Below are 12,157 nucleotides of genomic sequence, written 5' to 3'. Positions count from 1 at the left end.
CAGTTCTCCTTGCTTGGTGTCTTCCAGGATCGCGAGGAGAAACCGGCACGACAGCTCCGGAGAGCGCGGGGACCTCACTCACCCTCGGTGGGCGGTCGTCCCCTTTCCGGCCTGCACGGCCTGAGCAGAAGTCCCAGGCGGCTCCTCACGACGGCGTCACCGTTGAAGGCCCGGTCGAGGTGCGCACCCGCATCCCCCAGGGTAGCCCTGCGAACACGTCACCGAGGAGCGCTGGGAAGTCAGCCTCCCCCGCTGCCCTCCGGCACGCTGTCGGGGGCGATGGCGCCGGAGTCCGGACCCGCGGGCAGGTAGACGTGGACGTGGCCGTTGCCCGCCTCGACGTTGATCACGTCGAGTTGGAGCGCGGCCGCCGACCAGGTGCGCAGGGCCAGGGTGCGCTGCTCCCCCGCCAGGGCGAGGAGGCGGCCCTTGAGCGGCTCCGGCGCAGCGGCCGCCGCATCGAAGGCGTCCACCGCCGCCGCCAGTTGCTCGACAGAGGTGCGCATCGCGGTGCGGGCGACGTTGACCCCGTTGCCCGCCGACGGCGTCTCCGCGTACCGCTCGGCCTCCGCGGACACCACCTCCCGCCACCCCCGCACCACCCCGGCGGACGCCTGCTTCACGTCCCCGTCGCCGATCGGGGCGACCTCGGACATGGCCGCCAGCACGGGCGCCAGCCGGTCCCGGGTGCCCGTGGCCAACTCGGTCAGCACCCCGACCTGGACCAGGTCGGCCCGCTCCTGCTCCTGCTGGAGTTCGGCGGTGCGCCGCTCGATCGCGTCGGCGCCGCCCAGTGGCGAGACGATCAGGAACGCGGCGGCGAAACCGATCACGAACGCGGTGACCAGACCTGTCGCCTGGACCCACCCGACCCGCCGCGAACCCGCCGATGGGCGCACCGGCTTCCCCGTCCGCGCCCGAACCGCCTGCTTGGACCTGGCCATGCCGTTCCTCCTCGCAGCCCGAGGTCGACGGTAACCAGGACATACGACCAGGTCAACACAAAGTTCGACGAGCAGTGACATACTTATGTACATCACCCGCCATAACTGGTTGCGGGTTTTTCAGCGATACAGCCTGTGGTCAATCGAGGTGGATCACCACACTTTCGAGGCGGACGTCGAACCCGAATCGCGGCTGCCCGCCGGAGCGCCGCCTCAGTAGTGTTCGCCCACCGAGAGTTGACCGCGCATTCGAGATAAAGGACTTTTCGCGATGTCGGATAACCTCCAGGCGGAGAACATCGACCGGGTTTTCGCGCTTCTCGACATGGACGGCGACGGCGTTGTCAGCGGGGCGGACTTCCAGGCCATGGGCGGCGGGATCGCGCGCGAGTTCGGGCTCGACGCCGACTCCGAGCAGGCCCAGCGCCTGGTGGCGGGGTACGTGGGGGTGTGGGACTACATCCGCGGCGCGGACATCGACGCGGACAGCGAGGTGAGCAGGACCGAATTCCACCAGGCCCACGAGTCCGGCAGGCTGGAGACCGCGACAGTGGTGGAGAAATGGGAGTCCGCCTCCCGCCAGAGTTTCGAGGCGGCCGACCACGATGGTGACGGCTACATCGACGTGGACGGATTCGCGGGCATCCTGCGGGGCGCGGGCGTCTCGGACCCGGAGGTCCCGGCGACCGCGTTCGGGGACATGGACGTCGACGGCGACGGCCGCCTCGACTGGACCGAGCTCTCCGCCCACGTGCGGGGCCTGTTCACCGCGAACGACGAGTCGGTGAAGGGCTCCCGCATGCTCGGCGGCAGCTGAGCGCACCGCCCCACTCGATCAACAGCGCCAGACTTGTCGACGCACCGGCTTCATCAACAGACCGGGTTTGATCAACAGACCGGGTTTGATCAGCAGCACCGGTTGGGCGGTGGGTGGGCCCACCCGCCATGATCTGCGCGTGCCGTCTCACCCAGGAGGGTCCGCATGCGCCGACTGACCACCGCCCTCGCCGCCACCCTGCTCCTGGTGAGCGGGTGCGCCGAGGCCGAGCCGAGCGCGGGTGGCGCTGCCACGACGACAGCCACGACGACAGCCGCCCCGACCCCGACGACCGCGGTCCCCACCACCCCGGCGCCCGGCCCGAGCACCGACACCGGCGCGGTGGTCGCGGGCTCGGTGTACTTCCTGCGCGGGGAGAAGCTCGTGCCCGCGCGGCGCGAGCTCGCCGGGCCCGGCGTCGCGGCGGGCGCGGTGCGCGCCCTGCTCGCGGGCCCGAGCGCGGCCGAGCGGGCGGCGGGCATGTCCAGCACGGTGCCGGAGGGCAGCGGGCTGCGCGGCGTCAACCTGGCGGGTGGCACCGCGACGGTGGACCTCACCGGCCGGTTCTCCTCCGGCGGCGGCTCCCTGTCGATGACGGGCAGGCTCGCCCAGCTGGTGTTCACGCTCACCCAGTTCGACTCCGTGGAGCGGGTGGAGCTGCGGCTCGACGGCAAGCCGGTGCGGGTGTTCGGCGGCGAGGGCATCGTCCTGGACCGCCCGCAGACCCGCGCCGACTACGAGGACCTGGCCCCGCAGGTGCTCGTGGAGTCCCCGGTGCACGGCGCCGCCGTCACGAGCCCGCTTCGCGTGTACGGCAGCGCGAACGTGTTCGAGGCCCAGTTCTCCGTGCGCGTCACCGATGCCGCGGGCACGACGCTGGTCGAGCAGCAGGTGATGGCCACCTCGGGCACCGGCACCCGGGGCACGTTCGACACCACCCTGCGGTTCACCGCCGCCGCCCCCGGCCCCGGCAAGGTCATCGCCTGGTACGACTCGCCCAAGGACGGCAGCGAGGTCGTGGTGAGCGAGACCGCGGTGGCCATCGGCGGCTGAGCCCGCCCCTTCAGAGCGTGGCGACGGCGCGGACCAGGGCCGAGTCGTAGAGGCGGGTGCCGGACGGGACCGTGGCCGAGTCCGGCGGGCGGGGGCCGACCAGGGCGGCGACCTGCGCGGGCAGGCCGATCCAGTGGTCGGTGAGGTCGACGGCCAGCTCGCCGGGCACCGCGCAGGTGAACTCCGCCGGGCCGCCGTACAGCTCGGTGACCGGGAGCAGCGGTGTCCCGCCCGCCTCGCACGAGTCGGGCAGCGTCACCTGGGTGCGCCACGCCGACGGCGACGGGGTGACGCGGAAGCGCACGACGCGCTCGTCGCCCGAGGTGGTGTCCGCGAGCAGGTTGACAGTCGGCGGCGGCAGGGCCATCCGCGGCGCGGGCGCGCGCAGCACCGGGCGCGGCAGCATCGGGTACCGGTCGGACAGGTCCACGCGCTCGGGGGCGGAGCCCAGCGCGGCGGCCGTCCACGGGCTGCTCGCGGGGTCGGGGCTGAGCCAGTGGGCCCCCTCGCCGTCGGCCAGGTAGACCAGGGAGTCCGGGCGGGGGGACTCGCGGCTGAACCCGACGCCCGCGACCCCGGAGACGAGCAGTCCCACGGCGCACACCACCGCGGCCAGCACGGTGATCGTCTGCCGGGGTACCTCGGCCAGCACCGGCACCAGCAGCACCCCCGCCAGCAGCGCGAACGCGATGCCCACCGCGACCAGCGGCATCCCGAGCGCGACGAGCATCGTGCCCACCAGCGGTGTGTAGATGGCGGCCGCCACCACCGGCCCGACCCCGGCCAGCACCAGCCCGAGCCGGTCCCGCCCGGCCCACCACAGGGCGGGAAGCGCCGCCAGCAGCGGCCACTGGAACAGGAAGCTCGCCCCGGGCATCGCGATCACGGTGACCACCAGCAGCACCGCGGTCAGCAGCAGCGGGGCGGCGACCAGTTCCGCCCGGCGGCGACCGCGCACCAGCCGGACCGCCGCGGCCAGCACGGCGAGGGCCAGCACGCCGAACCCCGCGACGAACCACCCCCGGTTGTACGGCTCGGACAGCGGCAGGAACGCCAGCTCCGGCCGGGCCGCCGCGACGAGCCACCACACGCCGAGGGCGAGCGCGGCGGCCGCGACCAGGGTGCCCACCGACGCCGCCAGCACCGCCGCCGTCCCCCGCGCGCCCGGCCGGGCCCGCACCAGCGCCACCACCAGCCCGGCCACCGTGAGCCCGGCCAGCACGACCGCCAACCACACCGGGTAGTGCACGAGCACGCGGGAGAACAGGTCGAAGTAGACGGCCTCCGACCCGGCGGCCACCTCGGTGTCGGCGAGCGCGCGGGCCAATCCGAGCATGGTCTCGCCGTGGTGCTGCAGGCTGCCCCGGTCGAGGTGGGCCAGGTCGTCGGTCGGGGCGTGGTAGTGGTGGACGCGCTCGATGAACGCGCTGTTGAGCCCCGGCGCGCCCGCGTCGGAGAACACGGTGAAGTCGGTGCTGTTGGGCATTCGCTTGTAGACCTCGACGGCCAGCGAGTTGGCGATGGGCCTGCTGCTCGCCTCGGCGAAGGCGGAGATCAGCGGGGCGCTGCCGGGTCCGGTCTGGAACATCCACACCGGACCGCCGCTGCCGCGCGCCTCGAAGTTCAGCACCGCGCTGATGGCGTCGACCCCGTGGCGCCGGACATAGGCCTCGGCGCCGAGCAGCCCGGCCTCCTCGCCGTCGGTGAACAGGAACAGCACGTCGCCCGCGAGCGGGCCGGACGCGGCGAGCGCCCGGATCGTCTCCAGCATGGCGGCCACCGCGGCGCCGTCGTCGGCCGCGCCCGGCCCGGTGGGCACCGAGTCGTGGTGGGCCACCAGCAACAGCGACTTGGCGCCCGGCTGCCTCCCCGGCAGGCGGGCCAGGACGTTGTGGACGGTCGCGACCCGGCTCACGTCCCGCCACCGCACGACGACCTGGTCGGTCTCCTGGGCGACCTCGGCGCCGAAGCGCTGGGCGGTGTCCACCAGGTACCGCCGCACCCGGGCGTTGTCCGGCGTCCCGATCGGGTGCGGGCGCTGGGCGATCGCCGCCAGGTGCGCTTCGGCGCGCCCCGCCGCGAACTCCGCCGCCGGGGCGTCCGCCAGTGGAGCGGGCGGCCGGAAGGCCAGCACGGCGAGCGTGCCGATGGCGGCCACCACGGCCAGGAGGACGACAGCGAGCACACCGTTGCGCATGGGGCCGATCATGTCGTGTCGGCACGACGGTGTCACCGCTCCCCCGAGTGCGCGGTCAGGCCGGGGAAAGCCGCCTCACAGCTCCGGCAGTCGCGGGGACAGGACCCAGTCGCGCAGCAGGGCGCCGACGTCGCCGTGGCGGGCGCAGTGGGCGAGGAAGCCGTCGGTGTCGACCAAGCCGTGGCGGCGGGTGGCGACCCAGTCGGTGACGAGGGTGGTGAAGGCCGGGTCGCCGAGGTGGCGGCGCAGGGCGTGGAGGGTGAGGGCGCCGCGGAGGTAGACGCGGTCGTCGAACAGGCGGTGGACGCCGGGGTCGGCGAGGACGAGGTCACGGGGGGTGGTGGCGAGGGTGTGGTGGGCGCGGACGGCGTGCCCGTGCGCCGAGTGCCCACCGGAGCGTTCCGACCAGAGCCACTCGGCGTAGGTGGCGAAGCCCTCGTTGAGCCAGATGTGGCGCCAGGCGGCGACGGTGAGGCTGTTGCCGAACCACTGGTGGGCGAGTTCGTGGGCGACCAGGTGCTCGCAGCCGCGGCGGCCGTCGACGTGGTTGGCGCCGAAGACCGACAGCGCCTGGGCCTCGATCGGGACGTCGAGGTCGGCGTCGGCGACGACGACGCTGTAGTCGTCGAAGGGGTAGGGGCCGAACAGGGTGCTGAACTCGGCGATCATCCGCTGCTGGCGGCCGAAGTCGTGGCGGGCGGCGGTGGCCAGGCGGGCGGGCGCGGCCACCAGGATCGGGACCTGGCCGGGCGCGGCTCTCACCGGGCCGGACGCGCGGTCCAGGGCGTAGCGGCCGATCTGGACGCTCACCAGGTACGACGGCGTGGGCTGGGGCAGGTGGTACACCCAGGTCGTCGTGCTGGCCGCGGGCCGGGCCGAGACCAGCGTGCCGGTCGCCACCACCTGGTAGGCCGACGCGGTGGTCACCGCGATGCGGTAGGCCGCCTTGTCCGAGGGGTGGTCGTTGCAGGGGAACCACGACGGCGCGCCCACCGGCTGGGCGGCGACCAGGACGCCGTCCTCCAGGTGGTCCCAGCCGATGTCGCCCCAGCGGCTCCGCACCGGGACCGGGTTGCCCGCGTACCGCACCTCGACGGCGAACCCGGCGGACACCGGCTGCGCGGGGGTCACGGTCAGCTTCCCGCCCTGGTGGGCGTACCGGGCCTGCCTGCCGTCCACGTTCACGCGCGTGACGCGCAGCGGCGATGCCAGGTCGAGGGTGAAGCGGCGCAGCACCCGCGCCGCCACCGCGGTGATCCGGGCGGTGCCGCTCAGCCTGCCGGGGCCGACCCGGTAGTCGAGGACGAGGTCGTACCCGGTGACCCGGTAGCCGCTGTTCCCGTTGTTCGGAAGGTAGTCGTCTACCAGCCCACCCATGCCCACATTCAACAGGACGGCCACGCGGCGATCGGATTGCCCAGCCACCGGGTGGCCTCGGGCACCGACTCACCGCGCATGACCAGCGACGCGGGCCCCACGGTCGCCCGCGCGCCGACCGCGGCGCCGGGCAGCGCGATGCTGTGCGGGCCGAGGGTGGCGCCCGCGCCGACGGTGACCGGCGCCAGCGCCATGATCCGGTCGTGGAACAGGTGGGTCTGCACCACGCAGCCGCGGTTGACGGTGGCGCCCGCGCCGATCCGCACCAGGTCGGCCTCGGGCAGCCAGTACGTCTCCAGCCAGGCGCCCGCGCCGATGCGCGCGCCGAGACCGCGCAGCCACAGCGACAGCAGCGGGGTGCCGTGCGCGACGGGCGCCGCCCAGCGCGCGGCCAGCACCTCCACGAAGGTGTCGGCCAGTTCCGCGCGCCACACGAAAGCGCTCCAGAGCGGTTTGCGGGTCGGCCGGAAGCGCCCGACGAGCAGCCACTTCGCCAGCACCGCCACCGCGGCCGCGGCCACGGCCGCCCCAGCCAGCAGCAGACCGGTCGCCGCGGCGGCCAGCCAGCCGTTCCACAGCCCGGCCAGCGCGGTGTACCCGGCGGCGACGAGGACGGCCAGCGCCACGGACACCATGACCGGCACCAGCCTGCACAGCTCGACCAGCGCCCTGGCCACCACCAGCCGGGCGGGCGGGTCGAAGGTGGTGCTCTCGTCGCCGGTCTCGGCGGTGCGGGGCAGCCGGATCGGCGGCATCCCCAGGTAGGACGTGCCCGCCTTGGCCTTCTTCGGGGTCGAGGACAGCACGCCCACCAGGCCCCGGTTGGGCACCTTGCGGCCCGCGGCGGCCATCCCGGAGTTGCCGAGGAACGCCCGCTTGCCGACCCGCGCGGTGGCGATCCGCAGCCTGCCGCCGCCCAGCTCATAGGAGCCGACCAGGGTGTCGTCGGCGAGGAAGGCGCCGTCGCCGACGGTCGTCAGGCTTGGCAGAGCCAGCACGGTGGAGGCTTCCACCCGCTTGCCGACCCGCATGCCCAGCGCCCGCAGCCACACCGGGGTGGCGAGGCTGGCGTAGAGCGGGAACAGCGCGCCGCGGGCCAGGTCCATCAGCCGCTCGGTCGTCCACGCCTGCCAGGCGACGCGGCTGTGCACGGCGTGCTCGCCGGGGCGCAGGCCGATGGCGAGCAGCCGGACGGAGACCAGCACGAGCAGCGCGTACGCCACCAGGTAGGCGATGGTCGCCAGGGGCACGGCGGTCAGCGCCGCGCCGAGCGCCGAGCCGAGGTCGGCCGTCGCGGCGACGGCGGAGTGCAGCACCAGCAGCGCGGGGACGGCGGCGACCGCGGGCAGCAGGCTGAGCGCGATCGAGGTCAGGCCGTAGCCCGCCACCCAGCGGCGGCGGTGCGGCGGGCGCGGCCCCCTGCGGCTCGCCCTGCCGGTGCGGACGGCGGGTGAGCCGCCCCACCGCTGTCCCGCCGGGACGGTCCCCGTGACGCCGGACCCGGGCGCGACCTCGGCCCGCTTGCCGACACGGGCGTTGGGCAGCAGGGTGCTGCGGGAGCCGACCACCGCGCCCGCGCCGATCCGGATGTCGCCGACGTGCAGCAGGTCCCCGTCGAGCCAGTGGCCGGACAGGTCCACCTCGGGCTCGACCGCCGCGCCCCGGCCCAGCCGCAGCAGCCCGGTGACCGGGGGCGGGGAGTGCAGGTCGACGCCGTCGCCGACGCGGGCGCCGAGCGCGCGGGCGTAGAGGGTGAGCCAGGGGGCGCAGCCGACCCCGGTGACCCCGGTCAGCTCGGCCATCCGCTCGGCGGCCCACAGCCGCAGGTGCGCGCTCCCGCCGCGCGGGTAGGTGCCGGGGCCGACCCCGCGCAGCAGCAGCCGCGCGGTGCCCGCGGCCAGCGCGACCCGTCCGGGCGGCGAGAGGAAGACCAGCCAGCCCACCAGCACCAGCCACCACGGGGTGCTCGGCGCCCACGCGGTGCCCAGCAGGTTGCCCAGCGCCGCCAGCACCACCGCCCAGCGCGCGCCGACCACCGTCAGCAGCGGCACGGCGAGCAGCGTCTGGGTGAGCCGCGCGGACCGGGGGGTGGGAACGACGACGCGGTCGGTCTGCGCGCTCGCCGCGGCCGAGTCGACCAGCGCGGCGAGCGCGGCCAGCGTCGGCCGCTGGTAGAGGTCGGCGACGGCGATCCCGGAGTGGGTCGCCCGGACGCGGGAGACGAACTGGGCCGCGGCCAGGCTGCCGCCGCCGGAGGCGAAGAAGTCGGCGTCCGGGCCGCTCGGGCCGACGCCGAGCAGGTCGGTCCAGATCTCGGCGAGCCACGCCTGGGTGCCGGTGAGGGTCGCCGCGGTCTCGGCCGTGGTCAGCGGCCAGGGCAGCCGGTCCCGGTCGACCTTGCCCGATGTGCGGGTCGGCAGGGTGTCGACCTGGGCGAGCAGGGGCACCAGCGGCGCGGGGAGGGTCTCGGCCAGCCGCACGCGCGCGGCGTCGGCGTCGAAACCGGCCTCGGCGACGAGGTACCCGACGAGGAGCTGGGTGCCAGCGGCGGTCGTGCGGACCGCCGCCGCCGCGCCCGCCACCGCGGGCAGCGCGGTGAGGGCGGCGTCGACCTCGCCCAGCTCGATCCGCCTGCCGTGCAGCTTGACCTGCTCGTCGGCGCGGCCGAGGAAGACCAGGCCCTCGGCGTCGCCCCGGACGAGGTCGCCGCTGCGGTAGGCGCGGTGCCAGCCCAGGGCGGGCAGGGCGGCGAACTTCTCGGCGTCCTTGGCCTGGTCCAGGTAGCGGGCCAGCCCGGCGCCGCCGATGACCAGCTCACCGGAGCCGCCCATCGGCACCGGCTCGCCCTTGGCGTCGACCACGGCCAGCTCCCAGCCCTCCAGCGGCAGGCCGATGCGCACCGGTCCGGTCCCGGTCAGCCGCGCGGCGCAGGCCACCACGGTGGCCTCCGTCGGGCCGTAGGTGTTCCAGACCTCGCGGCCGGGCGCCGCCAGCCGGGCGGCCAGCTCCGGCGGGCACGCCTCGCCGCCGAGGATCAGCAGGCGCACGGCGTCCAGGGACTCCACCGGCCACAGGGCCGCCAGCGTGGGCACCGTCGACACGACGGTGACGCCGCGCTCGACCAGCCACGGCCCCAGGTCGACGCCCGAGCGGACCAGCGAGCGGGGGGCGGCCACCAGGCAGGCGCCGCGCCGCCAGGCCAGCCACATCTCCTCGCAGGAGGCGTCGAAGGCCACCGACAGCCCGGCCAGGACCCGGTCGCCGGGCGCGATCGGGGCCCCGGGCAGGAACAGGTCGGCCTCGGCGTCGACGAACGCCGCCGCCGAGCGGTGGCTCACCGCGACGCCCTTGGGGGTGCCGGTCGACCCGGAGGTGAAGATGATCCAGGCGTCGTCGTCCGGGGTGGGCCGCCCCGCCGCGCCCCCGCCGGGGGCGCGCACCGTCAGCGCGCGGTCCTCGCCGATGACCGCGCAGACCCCGGCCTCGCCGAACACCGTCTCGGCGCGCTCGTCGGGGTCGTCGAAGTCGACCGGCACGTAGGCCGCGCCCGCGGTGAGGACGGCCAGGACCGCGACGTAGAGGTCGGTGGTGCCCGACGGGACCCGCACGCCCACCCGGTCGCCGCGGCCGACCCCGGCCAGCGCCAGCACCTCGGCCAGCCGGTCCACCTCGGCCAGCAGCTCCGCGTAGCCGAGCACGGTGGCGCCGTCGTCAAGCGCGGGCGCCGCGGGGTGGCGCGCGGCGGTGGCGGCGAGGATGTCCACCAGCGTGCGCGGGGGGCTCTCGGGCCCGGAACGGAACACGGCGCGCTGGGCGAGTGCGGGATGGGCGTCAACGGTCATGTGGGCGTACGCAGTCCTCACGTGGGTCCATTAAGCACTGACAAGCAGGTAATACTACCCGCTGTGATCAGGCCCGTCGCCTCAGACTACCCACTCGTGCGAGGGGTCACACCAACCAAACCCTTTTCCCGCAACGAATCTGACATCGACCACCGATATCGGATCACGATATCCCTTTGCTGATCACCTATTGGCCCGGAAACCACCCGGTCGATATCGGCTGACGATATCGTGGGCGGATGGACGTCCTCCGCGAGTTCCACACCGGCGCGCTCCGGCTCCGGGTGCTCCAGCACGCCACCGAGACCCCGGTGCACGGCGCCTGGCTCGCCGAGGCGCTGGCCGCGCGCGGGCACCGGGTCTCCCCCGGCACCCTCTACCCGCTGCTGCACCGGATGCAGGAGGCGGGCCTGCTCAAGTCGACGAGCGTGGTCGAGGCGGGCAGGCGGCTCCGCCGCTACCGCACCACCAAGCGCGGCAGGCGCCTGCTCGCCGACTGCCGCGACGTGGTCGCCGACCTGGCGCGCGACCTCACGCGCGACCCGGCCTGACCTGCTGGTCTACTGACCCTGCCTGCCTGGGGCCCGCGGTCACCGCCGGGCCTCGGCGCTGCCCGAGCGCAGGGTGAGGACGGTGATCTCGCTGGGCGCGAACACCCGGAACGGCGGTCCCCAGAACCCCGCGCCCCTGCTGGTGTAGATCCAGGTGCGCCCACCCGCCTTCGCCAGGCCCTGCAGGTGCGGCTGGTCGGTGCGGACCAGCCAGTGGAACGGCCAGATCTGCCCGCCGTGGGTGTGCCCGGAGACCTGCAGGTCCACCCCGCGGGCGACGGCGTCGGCGACCTGCTTGGGCTGGTGGGCCACCAGGAGCACCGGCAGCTCCTGGCCGGCGCCGAGCAGGGCCGCGGCCAGGTCCTCGCCGTGCCCGTCGACGCCCGCGTGCCGGGCCGTGCGGTCGTCCACCCCGGCCACGACCAGCCGGTCGCCGCCGCGCTCGATGACGGTGTGGGTGTTGTGCAGGTGCGTCCAGCCCAGCTCGGCCATGTGGTCCACCCAGGACGGCGCGCCGCTGTAGTACTCGTGGTTGCCGGTGACGTAGACCTTGGCGTGCTTGGCCCGCAAGGGCCCCATGTGCTCCGACTGCGGGCGCCTGCGCTCGACCGGGCCGTCGGCGATGTCGCCCGCGTGCACCAGGACGTCCGGCTCCAGCGCGGCCACGGCGGCCATCGTCTTCCGCGACCACTCCGCGCGGTCGATGGGGCCGAAGTGGGTGTCGGCCAGGACGACCACCCGCAGGCCGTCCAGGCCCCGGCCCAGCCGCTCCAGCGGCACCTCGGTCCGCCGCACGCGCGGCACCCGCATCGCCTCGTGGTACCCGTACGCCAGAGCGGCCAGCACCACGGCGACCGTGCCCGCCGCCACCGCCCGCGACCGCAGCGGGTCCGCCATCCCACCCAGCGCCAGCACGACCTCCACGAGCGCCCCGACGACCGTCCAGGTGAACACGATCCAGGCCGCGCCCAGCACCGTGTCGCCAACTTTGGCGCCCACGTCCCGGCCCTGGCCGTGCCCGACGGCCATCCCCCACGGCAGCGCGACCGCGCCTGCCAGGAACACCAGGCTGCCCGCGGCGACCAGCCAGCCCGGCCACGCCTGGCCGCCGACGACCAGCTGCCACCACGGCACCCCGAACAGCAGCGCCACCACGACCGCCACCACGGCCCCGAACCGGAGCCGCGGCGAGCGCCGCCGCGGCCGTGCCTTGACTTCTCCAGTGCTCGTCATCGCCACACCTCCCCTAACCGACCGCCGCGCGCGGGGATTCCGAGTGTAGGGATTCCGCCGACAGCGGGCCGTCGCCGTGAAACCGCCGCTCCTGCGCGGGACGTGAGGCCGTGACGCCTTCCTGGGCCTGCCTACTGGGGGCC

General features: G+C 74.9%; 8 protein-coding genes. 3 read left to right on the top strand and 5 right to left on the bottom strand.

Annotated elements, in window-relative coordinates; genetic code table 11:
- Positions 1 to 239: 239 nt before the first annotated feature.
- Positions 240 to 944, bottom strand: a complete 705-nt coding sequence (locus ACTG9Q_RS14260) for a hypothetical protein (protein WP_455573232.1) — start codon at positions 942 to 944, stop codon at positions 240 to 242.
- 271 nt (positions 945 to 1,215) lie between these two features.
- Between ACTG9Q_RS14260 and ACTG9Q_RS14255 the strand changes: the two genes are divergently transcribed.
- Positions 1,216 to 1,761, top strand: a complete 546-nt coding sequence (locus tag ACTG9Q_RS14255) for an EF-hand domain-containing protein (protein ID WP_455573231.1) — start codon at positions 1,216 to 1,218, stop codon at positions 1,759 to 1,761.
- Between the two features lie 165 nt (positions 1,762 to 1,926).
- Entirely contained in the window at positions 1,927 to 2,814 is an 888-nt protein-coding gene (locus tag ACTG9Q_RS14250; RefSeq protein WP_455573230.1) for a Gmad2 immunoglobulin-like domain-containing protein, read from the top strand.
- Between the two features lie 10 nt (positions 2,815 to 2,824).
- Here ACTG9Q_RS14250 and ACTG9Q_RS14245 read toward each other — a convergent pair whose 3' ends face one another.
- The 3 genes from ACTG9Q_RS14245 to ACTG9Q_RS14235 all read right to left on the bottom strand — a co-directional run bounded on the left by ACTG9Q_RS14245 (position 2,825) and on the right by ACTG9Q_RS14235 (position 10,230).
- The gene (locus ACTG9Q_RS14245) at positions 2,825 to 5,011 is read right to left on the bottom strand and encodes a M20/M25/M40 family metallo-hydrolase (protein WP_455573229.1); all 2,187 of its coding nucleotides are present in this window, start codon (positions 5,009 to 5,011) and stop codon (positions 2,825 to 2,827) included.
- A gap of 75 nt (positions 5,012 to 5,086) precedes the next feature.
- A complete protein-coding gene (locus tag ACTG9Q_RS14240) occupies positions 5,087 to 6,388 on the bottom strand; it encodes a M1 family metallopeptidase (RefSeq protein ID WP_455573228.1) in 1,302 nt (433 codons plus the stop codon).
- Between the two features lie 8 nt (positions 6,389 to 6,396).
- Positions 6,397 to 10,230, bottom strand: a complete 3,834-nt coding sequence (locus ACTG9Q_RS14235; RefSeq protein WP_455573550.1) for a Pls/PosA family non-ribosomal peptide synthetase — start codon at positions 10,228 to 10,230, stop codon at positions 6,397 to 6,399.
- 239 nt (positions 10,231 to 10,469) lie between these two features.
- On the opposite strand from ACTG9Q_RS14235, the gene ACTG9Q_RS14230 reads away from it, so the two are divergent.
- Positions 10,470 to 10,781, top strand: coding sequence for a PadR family transcriptional regulator (locus ACTG9Q_RS14230; RefSeq protein ID WP_455573227.1), 312 nt, complete (start codon positions 10,470 to 10,472; stop codon positions 10,779 to 10,781).
- Between the two features lie 39 nt (positions 10,782 to 10,820).
- On the opposite strand, the gene ACTG9Q_RS14225 is transcribed toward ACTG9Q_RS14230, so the two are convergent.
- Positions 10,821 to 12,014 (bottom strand): metallophosphoesterase, encoded by a 1,194-nt coding sequence (locus ACTG9Q_RS14225; RefSeq protein WP_455573226.1) that lies wholly within the window; start codon positions 12,012 to 12,014, stop codon positions 10,821 to 10,823.
- Positions 12,015 to 12,157 lie beyond the last annotated feature (143 nt).

The organism is Actinokineospora lacus (assembly GCF_053813445.1).
The sequence above is the reverse complement of the archived record's forward strand: the minus strand, read 5'-3'. Positions and strand labels throughout refer to the sequence as shown.

Coding starts and splice junctions, on each gene's coding strand:
- ACTG9Q_RS14260 (WP_455573232.1), bottom strand. CDS start 944: ATGGCCAGGTCCAAGCAGGCGGTTCGGGCGCGGACGGGGAAGCCGGTG.
- ACTG9Q_RS14255 (WP_455573231.1), top strand. CDS start 1,216: ATGTCGGATAACCTCCAGGCGGAGAACATCGACCGGGTTTTCGCGCTT.
- ACTG9Q_RS14250 (WP_455573230.1), top strand. CDS start 1,927: ATGCGCCGACTGACCACCGCCCTCGCCGCCACCCTGCTCCTGGTGAGC.
- ACTG9Q_RS14245 (WP_455573229.1), bottom strand. CDS start 5,011: ATGCGCAACGGTGTGCTCGCTGTCGTCCTCCTGGCCGTGGTGGCCGCC.
- ACTG9Q_RS14240 (WP_455573228.1), bottom strand. CDS start 6,388: ATGGGTGGGCTGGTAGACGACTACCTTCCGAACAACGGGAACAGCGGC.
- ACTG9Q_RS14235 (WP_455573550.1), bottom strand. CDS start 10,230: ATGACCGTTGACGCCCATCCCGCACTCGCCCAGCGCGCCGTGTTCCGT.
- ACTG9Q_RS14230 (WP_455573227.1), top strand. CDS start 10,470: ATGGACGTCCTCCGCGAGTTCCACACCGGCGCGCTCCGGCTCCGGGTG.
- ACTG9Q_RS14225 (WP_455573226.1), bottom strand. CDS start 12,014: ATGACGAGCACTGGAGAAGTCAAGGCACGGCCGCGGCGGCGCTCGCCG.